Genomic DNA, 20,744 nt, shown 5'->3' on the forward strand with positions numbered 1-20,744 from the left:
GGGTCAGGCTTCCGTGGTCTTGTGAAGGAGATCGAGAAAGGACAGTCCCCAGCCCAGCGCCGTATGACTGGCGATGCTGTCCCAGCAGGCCTGCCAGCGTTCGCGCCGTTCGGCAAGGGACATGGCCAGTGCGCGTTCCAGCGCATCGGCCATGCCATCATGGTCCAGCGGATTGACCAGCAGGGCGGCCTCAAGCTGTTTTGCCGCCCCGGCCAGACGGGAAAGTACCAGCACGCCCGGATTTTCCGGGTCCTGTGCCGCGATGAACTCCTTGGCGACCAGATTCATGCCATCGCGCAGGGGCGTGATGTAGCCGATATCGGCCAGGCGCATGTAACCCGCCACGGTGGAGCGGGGGCTGCCGCGCGTAAGAAACCGCAGTGGCGTCCAGTCCGCCTGCCCGCAATGGGCGTTGAGCTGGCCGATCTGGTGTTCCAGCCTGCTGCGCAAGGCCTGATAGCTGGGCACGTCGGTCCGGCTTTCGGCTGCGATCTGCAGGAAAGTGACCTGCCGCTGCCGTGCGGGATAGGTGTGCAGCAGCCGTTCATACCCGGCCAGCCGGTGATCCAGCCCCTTGGTCGGGTCCATCCGGTCCACGCCAAAGACAAGCCTGCGCCCGGCCAGCGAGCCCGCAAGGCGGTGCAGGTCTTCATGCTCCATGGCCGCCGCTGCGGTTGCGGCAAATGTCTGCGGATCGATTTCAACGGGGAAGGTGCCCACACGTACCTTGTGCCCCTCGAACAGCAGGGTGGTGTCATCCACTGTTACCGCGCCTGCGGTGCGGCTTGCGGCGAATATGAAATTGGCCGTGTCGTCCGCGGTCTGGAAGCCAAGCAGGTCCGCCTTGAGCAGGTCACGCAGGAAGGTGCCGCCATCGGGGGCGGTGGCCAGCATGTCCGGCGCGGGAAAGGGGGTATGGAGGAAAAAGCCGATGGGCTGGCGCACACTGTGGCGGCGCAGCAGGGCCGCGAGTGGCAGAAGATGGTAATCGTGTATCCAGATCACATCTTCCGCGCGCAGCAGCGGCAGCAGGTTTTCACAGAACCGTTCATTGACCGACCGGTAGCTGGCCAGTTCGCGCCGCTCGAAATGGATGCATTCGGGGAGCGAGTGCATGAGCGGCCATAACGTGGAATTTGAAAAGCCGGTGTAATAATTGCGGTATTCGGCGGGGGTAAGGCCGATTGTGGCGTATTCGACGCCCTCGGCCTTCTGGATTTCCGGTGGCAGGTGCGCCGCATCGGGGTGACACGCGCCGTTCCAGCCGAACCACAGGCCGCCCTTGCGCGCCAGCAGGTCCTTCAGCACAACCGCAAGCCCGCCGGGGCGCAGGCCCTCCTTGGGAACGGGAACGCGATTGGAGACAATGACCAGCCGTTTCATTCTGCCCTCTTTCGTGCCCTGTCATGTAGGGGACAGGCGTTTGCAGCATACACACGCCTGCGTGTGAAGGGCGCGACCGCCGACGGCTGGCATGCGGTAGGGTCAGTTCAGGGAGACGCCACCCGAAACGGCCTGATAGGTGGAAACCGCCAGCGTAAGCGGTTCAAAGGGTTTGGTGATGACGAAGGCGGGTTCGATCGTATCGCCTGTCAGCAGGCGTTCGGGGTACGCGGTAACGAAAATGACCGGAATGTCCTGCTGTTGCAGGATGCTGGCTACGGCGCTCATGCCATCGCCCCCGTCGCCCAGGTTGATGTCTGCCAGAATCAGGCCGGGATGCGTTTCGCGCGCAAGCCTGACGGCTTCGGCCTCGCTGCTGGCGACACCGGCAATGGTGTGGCCGCACTGGCGGACCAGTTCTTCGATATCCATCGCGATGATGGGTTCGTCCTCGATGATAAGGACGCTGGTCTGCGCGCATGACCGCAGGCGGGTATGGGCTTCCTCCAGCATGGTGGCCGCCTGATCGGGGGCAAGTGACAGCACGCGGGCGGCGTCGGCCACGGGCAGTTCCTCAAGCGATGTCAGCAGCAGCAGCTTGCGTGCGACCGGGGGCATGCCGCCCTGCTGTGTAACCGTTTCCCCGCTGTTCTGGGCGTGGTGGCGCGAAATCCACTGGTAAAGACGCAGCCTTGGCGGCATGGAAGGATCATCCACCGCCATGAGTTCGCGCAGGCTTTCGGCGACCAGAAGATCGCCATTCGACTGGCTGCCACACAGCGCGCGGGCATAACGCCGGGCATAGGGCAGGGCGCGAAGCAGGTCTTGACGCCGTGATAGCGGCATGAGGCATTCATCTCCCCGGATAAATTGTTACACTCCGGATCATGACAGCGTTAGAATGAGCTGCAAGACTTGAAGAGTAAACAAACTGGAATCGAGAATAACACCCGATCCGTCGGCGGTCACGCAATTGCGTGGGGAGATGCTGGCTCTTTTGCCACAATTGCGTGGGTTTGCCCGTTTTCTGACCGGGCAGGCAGCGCTGGCGGACGACCTTGCGCAGGAAACGGTACTGCGTGCGCTGGCTTCCCTTGACCAGTTTGCCGCAGGCACCAGCATGAAGGCGTGGCTGTACACCATCGCGCGCAACCTGTTTTATGAACAGTCGCGCCGCAGGCGGCGTGAACGCGATGTCATGTCCGACTACGCCCTGCGGCCCGACCGTCCCGAAAGCGGGGTGGGGGAAGGCGAATCGGATGACCTGCGGGATCTGGACGGCGCGATCTGGCAACTGTCTCCCAGCCTGCGTGAAGCGCTGGTGCTGGTGGGGGTGCAGGAAATGACATATGTCGAGGCAGCGGAGGTCTGTGGCGTTCGCGTCGGCACGATCAAGGCGCGGGTGTCGCGCGCGCGCAGCCAGATCCTAGCCTATATGGCGACGGGTCAGAAAATGGAGCCGTAAGGAAACCCGCAGCGACTGCTCGCGTTTTCGTTATATGAGCCGATGTAACCTTTTCCCCCGCCCATTCATTGCACTGGCATGGATGACCAAACTGGGGAGAAGAAAATGACCAGCACTTTTCATGACGAAATGCTTGCGATCCTGCCCCGACTACGCGTTCAGGCCCTGTCGCTCACGCGCAATCGCGCCGCCGCCGATGATCTGGTGCAGGACGCGGTCTGCAACGCGCTGGCCGCCCAGCACAGCTTTACGCCCGGCACCAATTTTTCCGCCTGGATGCACCGTATCCTGCGCAACCGGTTCATTTCGGACCTGCGCAAGAAGCGCGAGACCAGCAATATCGACGATGTGCCCGCCTCCGCCGTGGCGGCCAGCGGTTCGCATGAAGACCGCCTCGTGGTGAAGGAACTGGCTGAAGCCATGAACCGCCTGCCTGCCGATCAGCGCGAGGCGCTGGTGCTGGTGGTCATGCAGGGCATGAGCTACGACGAACTGGCCGCCGCCACGGGCTGCGCCGTCGGCACGGCCAAGAGCCGGGTTTTCCGGGCACGTCGCCAGCTTGCCACATGGCTGTATGGGGAAGAACGCGATATCGCTACCGTGGAACTGCGCGGTGCGGTGCGGCGGCTGCGTTCGCGCCGGGAAGAACGGCCTGCGGTATCTGCCTGACAGTCGAATTCCCACTTTGAATAATGGTATAAATATGGCACTGACAGTGGTGTCCGCGTCAGTGGTCTGGACTTTTACAGGGTAGAAGGTGACCCTGCCGTGGTCAGGGGTATGTGAAGTGGGAATTTACTTCGGGAAAATGCGATGGCGCTGAAGGACAAGTGTCCTCCCAGGCAACCAGGAAAGAAGTCCACAAACAGACCAGATGATGCGTTTGAGCTATGGTTGAAACGGGGGCTGCATCAATTGTTTGATGATGTGACCAGGGAGCCTGTGCCCGAGGAACTCCTGCGTCTGATTGAGGAAGACCGGAAGCGGACAAAATAGATGTCCGCTCCCCAATCTTCCGGTCAGCGCGGCAGGCAGTCCCGGCACCGGAGCCTGTCGACCCGGCTCGGGCGCGTGTTCGATGCGGTGCGTGGCCGGATGATGGCCATCATCCTGCTGGCCGCCATGCCGATCGCGCTGATTGGGGCGGTGCAGGCATGGCACAGTTATTACACCACGCTGGAAGCTCCCGGTTACCGCACGGACATGACGATAATACGTCTTGATCTGGAATTGCGGCATGAAGCCGAACATCTGGGGTCGCTGTTGCAGGCGGTCTCGCGCATGCGCCTTGATGACAACGGGCTGGAGCGCATGCTGGAACTGGTCCAGTCCCTGACCGGTCGGCACTACAGCCAGATCTCGCTGGCTGATGACAGGGGCAACATCCTTACATCCGTGGGGCGACGATCCGATTCAGCACCCCTGAGTGTGGCGGCCATGCCCCGCTTTCAGGGCGATGTCGCCATGGTTGCGATCCGGGATCCCGTGACGGGTGTGCCCGGTTTTTTTCGTATTACCGTCGCCACCATGATTGATGACGAGACCGGTCGTCCGGCGCGTTCGGGTTATCTGACGGCGGTGATGCCCCTGTCGTGGCGTAGCGGCATATTGCAGGCAAGTGATCCCCGGCGGGATCTCCTGCAGCAGAACGGCCCCATCGAGATCTGGATTCTGGATAATCTGGCACGTGCGGCTGTGCCCCTGTGTGCCGACTGTAATTGGGACAGCCGCCCGTCAGGCCGGATCATGCAGTGGGCGCGCCGCATGCTGGCCCAGAATCAGGAAAATGCCCACATCACCCTGCCTGATGGCTCGTTTTCCATCGGGCGTGTGCAGGGTGGAGTGTACGTAATCGCCATGACGCGGCGCAACGCGGTCGAGCGGCATGCGGTTGTCATGTTCGCCGTGTCGCTGGTCAGCAGCGGTGTCCTGCTGCTGGTCGGACTGCTGGGGGCATCCAAAAGTGCTGATGTGCTGGTTGTAACCCCGTTGCGGCAGCTTACCGCTTCGGTCAACCAGTGGCAGTTGGGGGGAATGTATGATGTCCGTTCCAACTGGGCCATGCCGCTGGAGGTCAGGCAGCTTGCCCACGCCTTCAGCAAGGCCACGCGTAAGCTGGCGCGGCATGAAAAACGGCTGGAGCGCGCACAGGCGCGGCAGGAACTCCTGCTCAAGGAGATGCATCACCGCGTCAAGAACAACCTGCAGATTGTCGCCTCGCTCCTTAACCTGCAGGCGGGGCGGATACGTCAGCCCGCCGCGCGGGAGGAATTTGCCCAGGCCCGCGACCGCGTGCGTGCCCTCGCGACCCTTCACCGTTACCTGTATGCCGATGGTGAACTGTATAGCCTGAACATGCAGAGCTTCGTGCGTGAACTGTGCGGCCAGATCATGCATGCCATCGGGGAATCCGATGAAAGCCGCATTACGCTCGATATCCGTGTCGATGACCTGTTGATGGTGCCCGATCAGGCCGTACCCCTCGCCCTGATCGTGACCGAGGCGGTGAGCAATACCCTGAAATATGCCTTCCCTGACCGTCAGCACGGCACATTGGAAGTAGGGCTGAAGGCGCTGGATGGAAGCCGGGCGTGTTTATGGATCGCCGATAATGGCGTGGGCATGGCCGCGTCACGCAACCATACGGCTGCGGAAGAGGCGCGTAGCGGCATAGGCATGCAGTTAATTCGGGGTTTTGCACGCCAGCTTGGTGGTGAACTGGAACTGTTTGAGGAAAACGGGACGCGCTACGTCCTTGTTTTTCCGTTAAAGCTGCCCGAGCCGGAAGATATGACGGCCTGAACGCATGCAAAAATGCATGGCAGAGTTATGGTATGGGCAGCTTATAGGGCGGCATGATGGCTGTCCCTGTGCCGTGTCCTTCGGTATAGGGAGCGGTCATGAACGATGACAAGACAGTGATGAAGGCATGGACCAAGGCGCAGTCGCGTCTTGGGCGCGGACAGGCCATGCCGGTCATGGTGCTGGGTCTGGCCATAGCCGCGATTGCAGTGGGGCAGGTCTGGTGTGTAGCGAATGTGCTGGCCTGCGTGCTGGTGCCCGGCGGCATGCCGGTCGCAACATCGGCGCTGGCCGGTCTTGTCATCCTGTCACTATTGCGCGCGGTCGTGCAGATGGCGGCGGATGTCATGGCCGCCCGCGCGGGCATGAAGGCACGCAGGCGCCTGCGTGGCGGCGTGCTGGACGCCATCCTGCGCGGCGGGCCGGGGCTGTTACGACAGCACCATACGGGGGAACTGACCGCGCTGGCAGTTGACCGGATCGAGGCGCTGGACGGATTTTTTTCCCGCTGGCTGCCTGCTTCCGTCCTGTGGATGGCGGCCCCGCTGGTCATTGGCGGGCTTGCGGCCATCGTGCAGCCGGGTTCCGCGCTCATCATGGCGCTGTGTGGCATTGCCGTGCCTTTCGGGCAGGCCCTGTTCGGTATCGGGGCCGCCGTGGCGTCGCGTAACCAGTTCCTTGCCATGACCCGTTTGCAGGCCCGCTTTCTGGATCGCGTGCGGGGTATCGCCACCATCGTCCTGTCCGGTCAGACCGAAGCGGAAACCCGCCGTCTTGCCGCGGCAGCCGAAGAACTGCGCGTGCGTACCATGAAGGTGCTGCGGGTGGCCTTCCTGTCCTCTGCCTCCATAGACTGTGCGATGGTGGTTGCCCTTGTGCTGGTGGCGCTGCGTAACGGATCACAGCTTATGACCCTGCATGAGCAGGGTGCCGCCGCGACCGTCATGGCGGCGCATGTGCTGCGCGGGCTGTTTGTCGTGCTGCTGGTGCCGGAATTCTTTGCTCCCTTCCGTAGCCTTGCACTGGCCTATCAGGACCGTGCCCACGCATCCGGTGCGGCGGCGGCCATGCGGATGCTGCCCGATGCCAGCATGGTCCGTGCCGCCGGTCAGGCCGTGTGCGATACGGGTCATGGGGTAGCCGTGGCGTTCGAGCATGTTGATTTCACATGGGATGCGGCGCGCGGCACGACGCTGGACGATATTTCCTTTAGCGTTCCCGCCGGAAATACACTTGTGCTGTGCGGGGCATCGGGATCGGGCAAGTCCACGATCATCGAACTGCTGCTGGGCTTCATCCAGCCGGGCGGCGGACGCATCACCCTCAACGGCATCGACATGACCACCATCATGCCCGAGGCGCTGGTGGCCATGACATCATGGATCGGGCAGAAGCCGGTCCTGTTCGCGGGTACGCTGCGCGAAAACATCCTGTTCGCTCGCCCGGACGCAACGGATGCGCAACTGCATGCGGCCCTTGAAGCGGCATCGGCGGACAGTTTCGTCGCCAGCCTGCCGCAGGGACTTGATACCTTCATTGGTGAAGGCGGCTTCGGTCTGTCCGGCGGGCAGGCGCAGCGCGTGGCGATCGCGCGCGCCTTTCTCAAGGATGCGCCGCTCGTGCTGCTTGATGAACCCACATCCCATCTTGACCCGGCGACCGAGGCCGACGTGTTCGACAGCCTGCGCAGGCTTGCGGCCAACCGCACCGTTATCCTCGCCAGTCATTCAACGGCGGTGGAAGGTTTTGGCGGCCAGCGTATCGACCTCGACCGGGGCCGAATTGTCACCAGCGGGGAGAGCGCATCGTGAAGTCTTCCGACAGCCGGGCCGTCGCGCGGCAGGCACGACGTGAAGGTGTGCTGGCCCCCCTGTTTCAGATCCTGCATATCTGGCGCCAGCGCGCGCCGCTGCTTACGGCGGGTGCGATCCTGTCCCTGCTGGCGCTGCTGATCGGCCTGCTGCTGATGCGTGAGGCCGGTCTGCGCGTTGCCGCGATGACCATGGGCATGATCGTGATCACGACCGGGGCGCTGCGCATTCTGGGCAGTGCGCGCGTCATCCTGCGTTATGCCGAACGTCTGGTCACACATGATGCGATGTTCCGCGCCTTGGCTGATGTGCGGGTATGGTTTTTCCGTAACCTCGCACGCGGGGCAGCGGCCGGGCTGGGCTTCCGTCGCGCGGGGGATCTGCTGTCGCGTCTGGTTTCGGATGTCGAGGCGCTGGACGGTCTGTACCTGCGCATTATCGTGCCGCTGGCCGGTGCGCTGCTGGTCCTGCCTTTCCTGTTCATCGCCATCAATATGGTCAGCACCGTGCTGGCGGTTGTGGTGGCGGGGCTGTTCGCCTGTGGTGCGTTCGTCATGCCACTGATCGCGGCCATGCTGGGGCGGCGTGATGGCGGTATGGTCAACCATGCTGCGGCACAGTTGCGTATCGGCGTGCTGGATATGGTGGGTGGCCTGCGTGAAATCGCGACCTTCGGGGCGGAAGGACGCATGCTGGCCCATGTCCATGACCGTGATGCCGCACTGTATCGTGCGCAGATGAAGCAGGCCCGTATGCTTGCCCTTGCGGGAGCCGCGTCTTACCTGTGCGGTCAGGCGGCAGTGGTTGTGGTTCTGGCCGCGGCCATGGGGCTGGGCCTGCCGCGTATCGCGCCGCTGCCCGCCGCAGCCGTGCTGTTCCTGACGGTTGCAGCCTTTGAAAGCGTCGGGGGCCTGACCCGCGCGGGCGCCCTTGCCGGCACCATTACCCGTGCCGCCGCGCGCGTTGTGGCGGTGGCCGACCTGCCCGAACACGCTCCGGCGGAAGGCACGCAGCCTGCGCCCGCTGGCACCGACATCTGCTTCAATGACGTTTCTTTCCGCTGGGCGGAGGGACGCGCGCCGGTGATGGACCACCTTAACCTGAGCATTCCCGCAGGCCAGCGTATTGCCGTGCTGGGGCCATCCGGGGCTGGCAAGTCCACCCTTGCGGCGCTGCTGCTGAAGGTGGTGGCCCCGCAGGGCGGTCAGATCACGCTGGGGGGGGCGGATATCGCCACCATCCGTGATGATGCCCTGCGCGGGCGGATTGCATGGCTTTCACAGGCGACGCATCTTTTCGCCGATACGATTCGTGCAAACCTGCTGCTGGGCCGTCCGGATGCGGATGAGGCCGAGTTGTGGACCGCGCTGGAACAGGCGCAGGTGGCCGATGTGGTGCGGGACCTGCCCGAAGGGCTGGATAGCTGGCTGGGTGAAGGCGGCGCCAGCCTGTCGGGTGGACAGGGCAGGCGGCTTGCGCTGGCGCGCGTGCTGCTGTCGCGCGCGCCGATCCTGATACTGGATGAACCGGCAACGGGTCTGGATGCGCGTACCGAACAGGAATTCCTGCAGACCCTGAATGACGTGACCGAAGGTCGCACCGTCATCCTGATCGCCCATCGCCTGACCGGTGTTGAAAAGCTGGACAGCGTGTGGCGCATATCAGGCGGTAAAACGGTGGAATTGAGGTCGGAATAAGGCAGTCATCGCTGCTGCAAGGATTGACGTGTCCTGCCCCGCAGGGCACGAAGTATCGGAAAATCGGATCGGGCATACCAGTAGGCCGATAGCGGTCCGTCCTGAATAGCTGAAATGGGAGTTAATCCATCATGCGTCGCCTGTCCCTTTTTCTTGCTCTTGGTCTGCTGACAGGATGTGCTGGTGGCCATCCCGGCAAGTATATCGTGTTCTTTACCCAGAACTCCACGCAGCTTGACACGCCCGCGCAGACCGTCATCACGCAGGCCGCGCAGCGTGCGCTCGCCCATCATTCCAATGTGCGCGTGGAAGGGTATGCCGCCGCCAGCCACGACCTGTCGGCTGATGAACTGCTGGCCATCGACCGCGCCAAGATCGTGGCCCGTCAGCTTGCCGTCGATGGCGTGGACGCCAGCCGCATCAGCCAGCAGCCGCGTGGCCCGGTCAACAATGAAGATGGCGCCCTTGCCTCGCGCCGTGTCGAGATCGAGGTGGGTGGACACTGAGTACAGGCCCAGCCTTTGATGAAATGACCGGGCACGACGGCACGGTGCGCAATCCGCGCGATGTGCTGGCCGAGGTATTCGGTTTTCCTGATTTCCGCGGCCTGCAGCAGCAGGCCGTGGATGAGGTTATGGCAGGACGTGACTGCCTTGTGCTGATGCCGACAGGCGGCGGCAAGAGCGTGTGCTATCAGGTGCCCGCCCTTGCCCGTCCGGGCACGGGACTGGTCATTTCCCCGCTGATCGCCCTTATGGATGATCAGGTCGCAGCCCTGCGGCAGCTTGGGGTCAATGCCGGCGCCCTGCATTCCGAACTTGAAGCCGATGATGCCGCGCGCGTCCGTTCGGACCTTATGGCCGGGCGGCTTGATATCCTGTATGTCTCCCCCGAACGGCTGCTGTTTCCGGGCATGCTGGAACGGCTTGGAAAACTGACGCTTTCCGTCATCGCGATTGACGAAGCGCACTGTATTTCAGCCTGGGGGCATGAATTCCGCCCTGAATACCGAGAACTCGCGGCCCTGCCGCAGCATTTCCCCAATGTACCGCGTATTGCCCTGACCGCGACGGCGGATGCCCGCACGCGCACCGATATCCTAGACGCACTGGCCATGCCCGATGCAACGGTGCTCAAGGCCAGTTTCCATCGCCCCAACCTTGATATCGCCGTAAGGCCCAAGACATCGGAACTGCGGCAGTTGACCGCGATACTGGATCGTCACCGGGGGGCGGCCTCCATCGTGTATTGCGGCAGTCGCAGCAAGACCGAACGTGTGGCCCGTTCGCTGGCAGGCAAGGGATATGCGGCGCTGCCCTTCCATGCCGGACTGTCGCCGGTGGAAAAGCGTGCCGCACTCATGCGCTTCCGTTCAGGCGAACCGGTGGTGATTGTGGCGACCATCGCCTTTGGCATGGGTATCGACCGACCGGATGTCCGCGCCGTGGTGCATCTGGACATGCCATCTTCCCCCGAAGGGTATTACCAGCAGATCGGGCGTGCCGGTCGTGACGGGGAACAGGCCGAGACCGTCCTGCTATATGGCGGTGACGATATGGCCCGCGCACGCTACTGGCTGGAACAGTCCAACGCCCCGGATGCGCAGAAGCGGATCATGAGCGCCCGGCTGGAAGCCATGATCGCCCTGACCGAGACCACGGGCTGCCGTACGCAGGCCCTGCTGTCCTGCTTTGGCGAAGAACTCGAAAAACCCTGCGGGCATTGCGATAACTGTCGCAATCCGGTTGCGACATTCGATGGCACCGTCGCCGCGCAGAAAGTGCTGTCGGCCATCTACCGCACCGGGCAGCGTTTCGGTGCGGTGCATGTGGCGGGCGTGCTGCGGGGCAAGGCATCGGATATGACGGCCCGCCATGGGCATGAGAAGCTGAGCGTGTTCGGGATCGGCAGCGACCGGCCTGAACCCTTCTGGCGCGGCGTGATCCGGCAACTGATCGCACGCGGCGCGATAAAGGTCAGCGGGGAATATAACGCCCTTGCCCTTGAGGAAGGACGCGCGCGTCCCATCTTGCGGGGTGAGGAACAGATCATGCTGCGTGAGGATGCGACCGAGGACCTGCGCGCGGCGGCACGGAGTTCGGGCAGTTCGTCACGCCCCCGGATGACCGACCTGACGCCCGAAGCCGCCGCCCGGTACGAAGCCCTGCGCACATGGCGGTTGGGGGAGGCACGGGAGCAGGAGATTCCGCCCTATGTCATTTTCCATGATGCCGTGCTGCATGATATTGCATGCGAACGTCCCACGACGCTGGATGAACTGGGCATGATCCGGGGTGTTGGCGGGTCCAAGCTGAGCCGTTACGGCGCGGCGGTGCTGGATGTGCTGGCGGATGTCGGCGCGTAGGCCCATCCGGGCTGCATTTGTTTTTGTCTTAATCGCGGAATCAGGAACGGTTTTTCATGCGCTGCCCCTTTTGTGGACATGATGACACGCAGGTAAAGGACAGCCGTCCGCATGAGGACGGGGCCGCCATCCGCCGCCGCCGAATCTGCGGGTCATGCGGACAGCGTTTCACCACGATCGAACGTGTGCAGTTGCGTGATCTTGTGGTTATCAAGGCGGATAGCCGCCGCGTACCGTTTGAACGTGACAAACTGGCGCGCTCGGTGCGGATTGCGCTGCGCAAGCGCCCGGTGGATGCCGAGCGGATCGAACGCATCGTCAATGGTCTGGTCCGCCGTCTGGAAGCGATGGGTGAGACTGACATCCCTTCGCGCGATATCGGGCGGCTGGTCATGGATACGCTGCGTGAAATTGATTCCGTTGCCTATATCCGTTTCGCCAGCGTGCATTGGGATTTCCGGGAAACCAAGGATTTTGCTGATATTCTGGGCACGATATCGGCTTCCGTTTCGGGAGATGCGGGCGAAGACTTTCCCGCGGCTGAACCGAAAGGTAAAGATTGAACTGGACCCCGCCGCGCAAAGAGGCGATGAAGCCCTGATTTCGCAGCAATGCCACAGCAGGAGTAACGCGCCATGACACAGACAGACGGTGACCGGCAGCCCAACAAGGTCCGTTCCCGCACCGCATCGCGCGTGGCGGCCGTGCAGGCCCTGTTCCAGATTGAACAGGGCAACGAAAGCCCCGACAGTGTCATCAACCAGTTCAACCGCCACCGCCTGGGCACGTCGGCGTCCGAACAGTGCACCTATGCCGAAGGGCAGGTGCCCGATGCCGATGCCCGTCTGTTCGGGATTGTCGTGCGGGGTGCGATGGCCCGGCAGGATCGTATCGATGCGCTGCTGCATGAGATCCTGCCCGCGTCGTGGCCGCTGGCCCGTCTGGACCCGGTGCTACGCGCCATCATGCACGCGGCTGGGGGCGAGATGACCGGCGGCGACCCGATCCCGGCGCGGGTCATCATCAATGAATACATGGATATTGCCCATGGTTTCCTTGCCGGTGACGAACCGCGCATGCTCAACGGCGTGCTGGATGCCCTGTCCCGTCGCCTGAAGGAACCGGCTGCCCCGGCGCAGGCTGAAACGGATACGACTGTTGTGGAAGACGCTGCCACGCCGGACGGCGCCGCGTCCTGATTACAGGTAGGGGAGACGGCCGTCATGGGGCAGGACAGTCTGCCGGATAATGGTCTGCCCGCTGAATTCGGGTTCATAGCCCGTAATTTCCGTCCCCTTGCCGGGGACGGCGCGCTTGACCTGCGTGACGATGCCGCCGTGTTCACGCCACCCGCCGGACGACAGATTGTGGTGGCGGCGGACGCCATGGTGGAAGGCGTGCATTTCCTGCCCGATGACCCGCCGGATACGGTGGGCCGCAAGCTGCTGCGCTGTAACCTGTCCGACCTTGCGGCCATGGATGCCGTACCCTTGGGCTACCTGTTGACGGTTTCCATGCCACCGGCGCGTGATGATGTGTGGTTTGCCGCCTTTGCCGCCGGTCTGGCGCAGGACCAGAAGCAGTTCGGCATTACGCTGCTGGGCGGGGACACCACATCCACATCCGGGCCGCTTGTGCTGTCGCTGACGGTGCTGGGCCATGTAGCACCTGGCATGGCGCTACGGCGCTGCGGTGCGCGCGTGGGTGATGGCATATGGGTGACCGGCACGATCGGTGATGGCGCGATGGGCCTGCTGGCGCGTCAGGGCAGGGTGGCGGACCCTGATGGTTTTCTGGCCAGCCGTTACCAGTTGCCCCGTCCCCGGCTGGGTCTGGAACTGGCGGGCGTAGCCTCCGCTGGCATGGATATATCGGACGGGCTGGTGCAGGACCTGGGCCACATGGCGCGTGAAAGCGGCGTGGGTGCCGAAATCGGGTCCGCCCTGGTCCCGCTTTCCCCCACTGTACGTGCGCTGGGTCCGCAATGGCTGGAACACTGTCTGGCGGGGGGCGATGATTATGAACTGCTGCTTGCCGTGCCGCCGGAGCATGAAGCGCAGCTTCTGCATCATGCCGCGCGACGTGATGTGCCCATGACCCGTATCGGTCGGTTTGTGGCGGGGCGTGGTGTGCGGGTGCTCAATGAATCCGGGGCGGAGATGGTCCTTGCCCGGCGGGGCTGGAGCCATCTGCCCTCCGCTATCTGAAGGGCCGTTCCCTCAGTCCACCAGTGACCTGTCATAAACCCGGTAGCGCTTGCACGGCTGCGGCGTGATGCGTTCGATCAGGCGGCGCATGGGCTGGTTCGTTTCCAGAACCCAGCCCAGTTCGATGGTGCGGTAAGGCAGGCTGCGGCCACGCTTCATAAGCTCGGTAATGGCCAGCGCGGGCATGATCGCCCCCAGCGCCGTGCCGTCGAGCCGGGAACTGACACCCAGCAGGATCACGCGCGCGGAATGGAATTCATGCCGCAGCAGCCGCTTGCCCAGCTTGATCCAGCCTAAGGGAGAGGGATCGCCATTCAGGTCCGATGAGATATCGAACACGTTGGGCACCACGAGGGCGACGCAGACCGGATCGCCATTCTGTTCGATCAGCACGAAATGTTCAGGCCTGAGCAGGGGCTTGAGCTCAACGATCATGGACTGGATGTCCTCGCGCGCCAGCGGGATCGAACCCCAGTTGTTGCGCCAGGCATCGTTGTAAAGGCGGCGCAGGATCTCGCCATCCTCCTCGATCCGGTCCATGCGCAGGCCGCGCGTGGTCACATTGCCCAGCCGCCCTTCGCCCAGTCGCAGGCTGGAGGGGACCAGATGGGCTTCTTCCGCATCCGGGCCGGTCTTCATCTGATAGGCCAGCAGGTCATGCGCCTTCGTGCAGCCACAGGCTTCCATCATGGCGGGCAGCCAGTGCGGGTGCCACGGCATGGCCACCATGGGCAGGGCATGATGGCCGGACAGCATCATCCCGAACTCCCCATTGCTGTCCAGCGTCTGGGGACCGCGCATGAGCTTCATGCCATGCTGGCGCAGCCATGCGCCCGCCGCATCCAGCAGGGCGGAAACGACGGCCATGTCGTCAATGGCGTCCAGCGCACCGAAAAAACCCACCGGCTCGCCATAATGTTCCATGGACACCGGGTCGATCTGGGCGGAAATGCGCCCCACGGCTTTTCCGCCGCGCATGGCCAGGAAATATTGCGCGCGGCCCTGTCGGAAGAAAGAGTTCTTGCGCGGGGTCAGCAGGTCGCGCTGCGTCAGTTCAAGCGGGGGCACATAGCCGGGCAGGCCGGCATACAGGCGGCGGGGCAACTGGATGAAGGTGGTCATCTGACGAAAGCCGGAAACGGGAATGATAGTAAGACGATCGGTTTCGTTCATGACCGGTTCGTTGCATCCTGACGTTACCGGCATCGACCTTCATTCCGGGGCGGAACAGGGCAGGCTATGCAGGTATGGGTTGAAAGAAATGATTCGGTTGTCCGTTCTGCTGCTGTGCTGATGGCACAGAAGGACCCCGAAAAGGAAGATGGACATGACAGGAAAGGTCGCTTCACGCATGGATGAAGGTGGATATGTGCTGATTACCGGGGCATCCAGCGGGATCGGGGCCGAACTGGCGGCGCTCTATGCCACGCGCGGGCGAGGGCTGGTCCTGTGGGGACGTGACGCGGTGCGGCTGGAAAACGTGGCCGGGCATGCGCGCAGCCGTGGGGTGAAGGTGCATACCCGTGTGCTTGACCTTATGGATGGGGCCGCCGCCATTGCGGCCCTGCGTGAGGATGATGGCAGCTATCCGCTGGATATCGCAATCCTCGCCGCCGGACTTGGTGACATGCGGCGCGGGAATGACGTGGTCGAACGGGCAGAGGATGTGCTGCGGCTGGGACTGGTCAATTACGCCACCCCATCAGCCATGGCCGCAGCCGCAGCGGAGTGCATGGTAAAACGCGGACGGGGACATATCGTGCTGATCGGTTCGGTCGCGGCCTTCCACGCGCTGCCTTTCGCCGCCGCCTATTCCGGTTCCAAGGCGGGGATCAAGCGCTTTGCCGAAGCCCAGCAGATGGCGCTTGCCCCGCTGGGTATCGGGGTAACGCTGGTTTCCCCCGGATTTGTGGACACCCCCATGAGCCGCCGTGTCGTCGGGGCCAAGCCGTTCATGCAGAGTGCGTCAGCAGCAGCGCGCAGGATCGCGGATGCGGTGGACCGGAACCGGCCGCATCTGGTCTTTCCGTTCATATTTTCCGTGCTGCGCCTGATTGATACGCTGGTGCCATGGCCGTTCAAGCGGCGGATACTGTCCGCCATCAAGGCCGATCAGATGAACTGATGCGCTCACGCGGCGTCTTTCAGGGGGGCATCAAACTTTCCGCAGGCGCTTTTGTGCGATGTGGCTGATGATATTCGGCCCGGACCGGTCTTTTTTTTGTGATGGATGTGGTAACGGATACGCCCGCGGTGCCTGAAGTGTCCCGGTCCGGTTGCATTCCATGCCGGGGAAGGGACGGATCCGCAGGGGATTTTTGTTGATAATGGCCACGGAGCGTGACCGGACATGAAAGAGATCGTAGCAGTCGACATTGGCGGAACCCATGCGCGTTTCGCCATTGCCCAGGTTGATCAGGGCCGGGTCGTCACGCTGGGGGATGCCACGACGCTGAAATGCGCCGATCACGCCAGCCTGCAACTGGCATGGGAAGCGTTCAGCCGCCAGATCGGCCGCCCCCTGCCTGCTGCGGCAGGTATTGCCGTGGCCTGTCCCATCAAGGGGGACATGCTGAAGCTGACCAATAACCCGTGGGTGATCCAGCCCGCATGGCTGCCGGTCAAGCTCGGGGTGGATCAACTGGTTCTGGTCAATGACTTCGGTGCGGTCGGGCATGCCGTGGCGCAGGTTGGCGCGGACAGCCTTCAGCATATCTGCGGTCCTGACATCCCGCTGCCGGACCATGGCGTCACGACCATTGTGGGGCCGGGCACGGGTCTGGGTTCCGCCTATATCGTAAGGCGGAAGAACGGCTATGTGGTGTGCGAAACGGAAGGTGGCCATATCGACTTTTCCCCCGTCGACCAGTTCGAGGACCGTATCCTTGGCGTGCTGCGCAGGCGTTACCGGCGCGTGTCGGTCGAACGCGTGGTATCGGGACCGGGTCTTCTGAACCTGTATGAGGCGATTGCCGAAATGGGTGAACTCTCGGTCAAGGCGCGTGACGACAAGGCTCTATGGACCATGGCGCTGGAAGGCAGCGAACCGGTGGCCGCCGCTGCACTGGAGCGGTTCTGCCTCAGCCTTGGCACGGTTGCGGGCGATCTGGCGCTGGCGCAGGGGGCCAATGCCGTTGTCATCGCCGGGGGGCTTGGCCTGCGTCTGGCCGAACATCTGCCCCGTTCCGGCTTTGCCGAACGGTTCGTGGCCAAGGGCCGGTTTGAAGGCATGATGGCGGATATGCCCGTCAAGCTGATTACCTATCCCCAGCCCGGCCTGCTTGGTGCTGCCGCAGCCTTTGCCGAGGCCTATCGCTGATTTACGCGCTGCGTAACCCCGGCAGGTCCTGAGGGGAGGGGGCCTACCCTTCCCACAGATGGCCGGGCATCGCGTCATAATGCCGTGTCAGCATATCCAGCAGCAGCGCCAGCACGCCATCCATATGCTGCGGCGTGGCAGGTACAACCCGAGAGGTTTCCTCCCGTGCCGGTCGCCCATGGATCAGCGCCGCGATCAGGATGCGTTCGTAACGATAGCCGATAATGCCATGGATATAGCGGTAGCGGTTGATCGACCCCCGCCGTCCGTTCAGGGGACGATGGGACAGACCGCATGAGGTGCGGTCCAGTTGCGGATCTTCCTGCCCCATGACCCCGATGCGGTAATCCGCAGCCCAGAACCGGGCCGCCGCGATATGGTGGGGGGCGATGATGCCGTTGCGGCGCAGGGCCTCGATCGCGGGGGGCAAGGGCAAACCGCATCCGTCATCCCCGCCGGATGCAGATGGCGGGGCAGGCAGGGAAAACAGACGGTCAGCAGGCAAGAAGTGCCCTTTCATGGCAGCGTGTCATCATATCATCTTCATGATCCGGCGGACGGGTCAATCGGCAGTATGTATCCGCTGCGTATCTATCATCCGCCGTCCTGCCATCAACCGTATGAATGTGGCGACTATCCGCTTGCGCTTTGGGGAAATCCCTGTTGCCAGACAGGCATGATCCTGTGTGTCGGCTTTCATCCCGGCTGATGCGCCGAATCCTCACCCGAAATCTGTCCCGTATGATTGGTCAGGCAAAGCGGGCCTGAAAAAAAACGGCACCACCCCGTTGGAGGGGGTGATGCCGCAAGGTGCCGTGGGAAAAGTCGGGAAATCGACGGTTGGGAATCTGCCGGGACCCACGGGGTGAATTCCCTATACTGATAATAATTATCATTATCAAGAAAAAAGGGCGCCAGCCCGAATCGTGCCCTGTGGACCCCGATACGAAAACGTGGTGCCATGCTCTCCGATATCGTCCACAGCAGGCAGGGAAAGAATGGCCATTACACCGCTTGAGGTCGCAGCACAGCGCACAGGGGGACGGCGCGGGGCCGATATTCTGCTGGAAATCCTGGAAAGTGAGGGGGTGCGCTACATATTCGGCAACCCCGGCACGACGGAACTGCCGCTGATTGATGCGCTCCAGCGTCGCCCGGACCTGAGCTACATCCTCGCCCTGCAGGAAGCGAGCGTGGTGGCCATGGCCGATGGCTATGCGCAGGCGGCGGGGCGGCCGGGTTTCCTTAACCTGCATACGGCTGGTGGGCTGGGTCATGGCATGGGCAATCTGCTCAATGCCAGTGTGTCGCAGACGCCGCTGGTCGTGACGGCGGGCCAGCAGGATTCGCGTCATACGATTTCCGATCCGCTGCTGTTTGGTGATCTGGTCAGCATCGCAACGCCTGCGGTCAAATGGGCGCAGGAAGTCCTGCATGCGGACCAGTTACCGGTGCTGGTGCGCCGGGCTTTCAACGATTCAATGGCCGCCCCGTCCGGCCCGGTTTTCCTCTCCCTGCCCATGGATGTGATGGAGGAACCCAGTGATATCGGCATCGGCGCACCGTCCATCATCAATCGGGAATCCATAGCAGGCGGCCTGCCTGAACTGGCCCGTGCGCTGGCGGGCATCACGCCGGGGCGGCTTGCCATCATCGCGGGGGATGAAGTGCATGGGGCCAATGCCGCAACGCAGGTCGCGGCGGTAGCGGAACTGCTGGGTGCGCCGGTTTATGGCGCATCATGGCCGTCGCGCATTCCGTTTGCCACGTCCTGTCCGCTATGGGCGGGAAACATGCCCACCCGCGCCACCGATATCGCACGCCGTCTGGCGGATTATGATGCGATCTTCGCGCTGGGCGGCAAATCGCTGATTACCATCCTGTATTCCGAAGGCTCGCCCGTGCCGCCGTCCTGCGCGGTCTATCAGGTCTCGGCTGATGCGCGGGATCTTGGCCGTACGTTCCAGACCCCGCTTTCGCTTGTGGGCAATATCCGTGCCTCTCTTGATGTCCTGCTTCCCTTGCTGGAACGCGAAACACAGCCCCGTCAGGCGCAGTTCCGTACCGCAAGGGAGGTTGTCGTCGCGGCCCGCAACAGCAAACGGAACGAGGCTGAACAACTGGTCGCCCGGCATCGGGCCGATCCGGTCATCGCCCCGTGTGTTGCAGCCCATGAAGCCGTGCGGGCCATTGGTCCCCATGTCGCAATCGTGGACGAGGCCATTGCCACGTCATCCTATGTGCGCATGTTCCTGAACAGTGACTGGGTTGCGCAGTATTCCTTCCTGCGTGGTGGCGCGCTGGGCTGGGGCATGCCTGCCGCAGTCGGCGCGTCGCTGGGGCTGGGACGTGAGCCGGTCGTCTGTCTTGTAGGGGACGGCGCGGCACTCTATTCGCCGCAGGCATTGTGGACCGCCGCACATGAACGGCTGCCGGTAACCTTCGTGGTCATGAACAACCGCGAATATAACGTGCTGAAAGGTTTCATGCGGGGACAGACGCACTACGTCTCGGCGCGTGAAGGCAATTTCCTGGCAATGGATATTAACGATCCACCGGTGGATTATCAGGCGATGGCGCGTTCTTACGGGCTGGAATCGCGCCTCATCACGCGTGTAGGTGATATTGCCCCCGCCATCGAGGCCGCGATGGCTTCCGGCCGCCCCAACGTGGTGGAGATCATGATCAGCACGGTCTGAAGGTGGAGGGGGCGGTCTGGCCGCCCCTTAGCGGATGGGGAAAGAGCAGGTTGCGGGGACGGTATCTGCCCGCTCCCCACCGGGATCGACACGCAGGGTCAGGCGCATGACCGCCGCTGCCAGATGGCCGCCGCTGGTACGCATGGATGCCTTGATGTCCACGCCCTGATTGTTATCAAGGACTGCCACATTCCGCCCTTTCCCAATCGTGGCTTCCGCACGTACGGACCAGTATGTGCCATTGAAGTCGGACAGGCGGGCGAGATTGTAGACCTTACCTTCACCCTTGAGGGTGCTGTAGCCAAAGCCTACGGCACCCCCCCCGTGCAATTTGACGGGATAGGAGTGGGTACCGAAATAAAGGCGTCCTTTACCCCATGAATAACCGCCCCCAAGGGCTGCATCATGCAGGGTGAAACACAGCTTGCCGGTTTTCTGTCCCAGTGCGTCCGTTGCCCACGCAGATGAGGCTGCCAGGAGTCCCGCAGCAAGAATAACAGGGGCTGAAAGCAGAGCTGGTCGCACGGTATGTTCCTGCTACGATATGCTGGCTGGGGAGCATATATGGGAATCAAGAGGGCGCCGGTACGATTACCGGGTTCACTCATTGTTTTTCAGTCGATTATCGGCAAAAGGCAACCCCTGTCTGAAACTTGACGGCCCGGTGGCGGGAATGTGCAGCCAGGGCGGGAGGGGGCCCCATGTGTTTCACAACGGTTTCAATGAATTACGATAATGCAGCCTGCCAGTCCGTGCTGCATCGGATTCGCACGCAGCGCCCGTTTGTATATGGGCTGACCAATTACGTCGCAGCGACCCTGAGTGCCAATGTACTGCTGGCAGCCGGGGCCGCCCCGGCCATTGGTGCGGCTCCCGGCTGGGCCACGGGTTTTGGGGGGCATGCCGGGGCGATGTGGATCAACGCGGCGGGACTGATCAACTGCACGGCACAGGACATGCACGATGCGGTTACGGCTGCGCAGGCCAATGGCGTGC

Annotated in this window: 20 protein-coding genes (1 of these 20 only partly in view); 15 read left to right on the top strand and 5 right to left on the bottom strand. The window is 62.9% G+C overall.

All coding sequences use genetic code 11. The features are described 5' to 3' along the window. Positions 1 to 3: 3 nt before the first annotated feature. Positions 4 to 1,383: an alpha,alpha-trehalose-phosphate synthase (UDP-forming) gene (locus KSAC_RS13465; RefSeq protein ID WP_132305816.1), complete on the bottom strand. Its 1,380-nt coding sequence runs from the start codon at positions 1,381 to 1,383 to the stop codon at positions 4 to 6. A gap of 102 nt (positions 1,384 to 1,485) precedes the next feature. Further along, positions 1,486 to 2,229 (bottom strand): response regulator, encoded by a 744-nt coding sequence (locus KSAC_RS13470; RefSeq protein ID WP_118962385.1) that lies wholly within the window; start codon positions 2,227 to 2,229, stop codon positions 1,486 to 1,488. Between the two features lie 139 nt (positions 2,230 to 2,368). On the opposite strand from KSAC_RS13470, the gene KSAC_RS13475 reads away from it, so the two are divergent. The 11 genes from KSAC_RS13475 (at position 2,369) to thiL (ending at position 13,730) form a co-directional block, all read left to right on the top strand. Then, positions 2,369 to 2,848: a sigma-70 family RNA polymerase sigma factor gene (locus tag KSAC_RS13475; RefSeq protein WP_174234068.1), complete on the top strand. Its 480-nt coding sequence runs from the start codon at positions 2,369 to 2,371 to the stop codon at positions 2,846 to 2,848. A 105-nt stretch (positions 2,849 to 2,953) separates the two neighbouring features. Next, positions 2,954 to 3,517, top strand: coding sequence for a sigma-70 family RNA polymerase sigma factor (locus tag KSAC_RS13480; RefSeq protein ID WP_102324463.1), 564 nt, complete (start codon positions 2,954 to 2,956; stop codon positions 3,515 to 3,517). Positions 3,518 to 3,661: 144 nt separating this feature from the next. Beyond that, complete coding sequence (locus tag KSAC_RS17560; RefSeq protein ID WP_110548140.1) at positions 3,662 to 3,844, top strand: hypothetical protein; 183 nt, start codon at positions 3,662 to 3,664, stop codon at positions 3,842 to 3,844. Then, positions 3,845 to 5,650 carry a sensor histidine kinase gene (locus KSAC_RS13490; protein WP_102324461.1) on the top strand — a complete coding sequence of 602 codons (1,806 nt, stop codon included), beginning with the start codon at positions 3,845 to 3,847 and terminating at the stop codon, positions 5,648 to 5,650. Positions 5,651 to 5,748: 98 nt separating this feature from the next. Next, positions 5,749 to 7,461 (top strand): thiol reductant ABC exporter subunit CydD, encoded by a 1,713-nt coding sequence (gene cydD, locus KSAC_RS13495; RefSeq protein WP_132305818.1) that lies wholly within the window; start codon positions 5,749 to 5,751, stop codon positions 7,459 to 7,461. Then, complete coding sequence (gene cydC, locus KSAC_RS13500; RefSeq protein ID WP_132305820.1) at positions 7,458 to 9,158, top strand: thiol reductant ABC exporter subunit CydC; 1,701 nt, start codon at positions 7,458 to 7,460, stop codon at positions 9,156 to 9,158. The genes cydD and cydC overlap by 4 nt, the downstream gene beginning before the upstream one ends. Positions 9,159 to 9,289: 131 nt before the next feature. Next, entirely contained in the window at positions 9,290 to 9,664 is a 375-nt protein-coding gene (locus tag KSAC_RS13505) for an OmpA family protein (protein WP_102324458.1), read from the top strand. Positions 9,665 to 9,687: 23 nt separating this feature from the next. Next, positions 9,688 to 11,523, top strand: a complete 1,836-nt coding sequence (gene recQ / locus KSAC_RS13510) for a DNA helicase RecQ (RefSeq protein ID WP_110548143.1) — start codon at positions 9,688 to 9,690, stop codon at positions 11,521 to 11,523. Positions 11,524 to 11,579: 56 nt separating this feature from the next. Beyond that, positions 11,580 to 12,086, top strand: a complete 507-nt coding sequence (gene nrdR, locus KSAC_RS13515; RefSeq protein WP_102324456.1) for a transcriptional regulator NrdR — start codon at positions 11,580 to 11,582, stop codon at positions 12,084 to 12,086. A gap of 72 nt (positions 12,087 to 12,158) precedes the next feature. Continuing rightward, positions 12,159 to 12,722, top strand: a complete 564-nt coding sequence (nusB, locus tag KSAC_RS13520; protein ID WP_102324455.1) for a transcription antitermination factor NusB — start codon at positions 12,159 to 12,161, stop codon at positions 12,720 to 12,722. Positions 12,723 to 12,746: 24 nt separating this feature from the next. After that, on the top strand, positions 12,747 to 13,730 hold the full coding sequence (gene thiL, locus KSAC_RS13525) for a thiamine-phosphate kinase (RefSeq protein ID WP_132305822.1): 984 nt from the start codon (positions 12,747 to 12,749) through the stop codon (positions 13,728 to 13,730). A 12-nt stretch (positions 13,731 to 13,742) separates the two neighbouring features. Here thiL and KSAC_RS13530 read toward each other — a convergent pair whose 3' ends face one another. Further along, on the bottom strand, positions 13,743 to 14,903 hold the full coding sequence (locus KSAC_RS13530) for a hypothetical protein (protein WP_132305824.1): 1,161 nt from the start codon (positions 14,901 to 14,903) through the stop codon (positions 13,743 to 13,745). Positions 14,904 to 15,057: 154 nt separating this feature from the next. On the opposite strand from KSAC_RS13530, the gene KSAC_RS13535 reads away from it, so the two are divergent. Together KSAC_RS13535 and glk are read left to right on the top strand one after the other, a co-directional pair. Then, positions 15,058 to 15,855: an SDR family NAD(P)-dependent oxidoreductase gene (locus KSAC_RS13535; RefSeq protein WP_132305826.1), complete on the top strand. Its 798-nt coding sequence runs from the start codon at positions 15,058 to 15,060 to the stop codon at positions 15,853 to 15,855. Between the two features lie 225 nt (positions 15,856 to 16,080). Then, a complete protein-coding gene (glk, locus tag KSAC_RS13540) occupies positions 16,081 to 17,049 on the top strand; it encodes a glucokinase (protein ID WP_102324452.1) in 969 nt (322 codons plus the stop codon). Between the two features lie 43 nt (positions 17,050 to 17,092). Here glk and KSAC_RS13545 read toward each other — a convergent pair whose 3' ends face one another. Next, positions 17,093 to 17,554 (bottom strand): hypothetical protein, encoded by a 462-nt coding sequence (locus KSAC_RS13545; RefSeq protein WP_102324809.1) that lies wholly within the window; start codon positions 17,552 to 17,554, stop codon positions 17,093 to 17,095. A gap of 493 nt (positions 17,555 to 18,047) precedes the next feature. On the opposite strand from KSAC_RS13545, the gene KSAC_RS13550 reads away from it, so the two are divergent. Next, positions 18,048 to 19,748 (top strand): thiamine pyrophosphate-binding protein, encoded by a 1,701-nt coding sequence (locus KSAC_RS13550; RefSeq protein ID WP_132305828.1) that lies wholly within the window; start codon positions 18,048 to 18,050, stop codon positions 19,746 to 19,748. 27 nt (positions 19,749 to 19,775) lie between these two features. Here KSAC_RS13550 and KSAC_RS13555 read toward each other — a convergent pair whose 3' ends face one another. After that, positions 19,776 to 20,273 (bottom strand): hypothetical protein, encoded by a 498-nt coding sequence (locus tag KSAC_RS13555; protein WP_174234067.1) that lies wholly within the window; start codon positions 20,271 to 20,273, stop codon positions 19,776 to 19,778. Positions 20,274 to 20,449: 176 nt separating this feature from the next. Here KSAC_RS13555 and KSAC_RS13560 point away from each other — a divergent pair, with 176 nt between their 5' ends. Next, positions 20,450 to 20,744 carry the 5' portion of a hydroxyethylthiazole kinase gene (locus KSAC_RS13560; RefSeq protein WP_132305830.1) on the top strand. It continues 533 nt past the right edge of the window, so the window shows 295 of its 828 coding nt (coding positions 1-295); the start codon lies at positions 20,450 to 20,452; the stop codon falls past the right edge of the window.

This window comes from Komagataeibacter saccharivorans, assembly GCF_004348195.1.
Classification (GTDB): domain Bacteria; phylum Pseudomonadota; class Alphaproteobacteria; order Acetobacterales; family Acetobacteraceae; genus Komagataeibacter; species Komagataeibacter saccharivorans.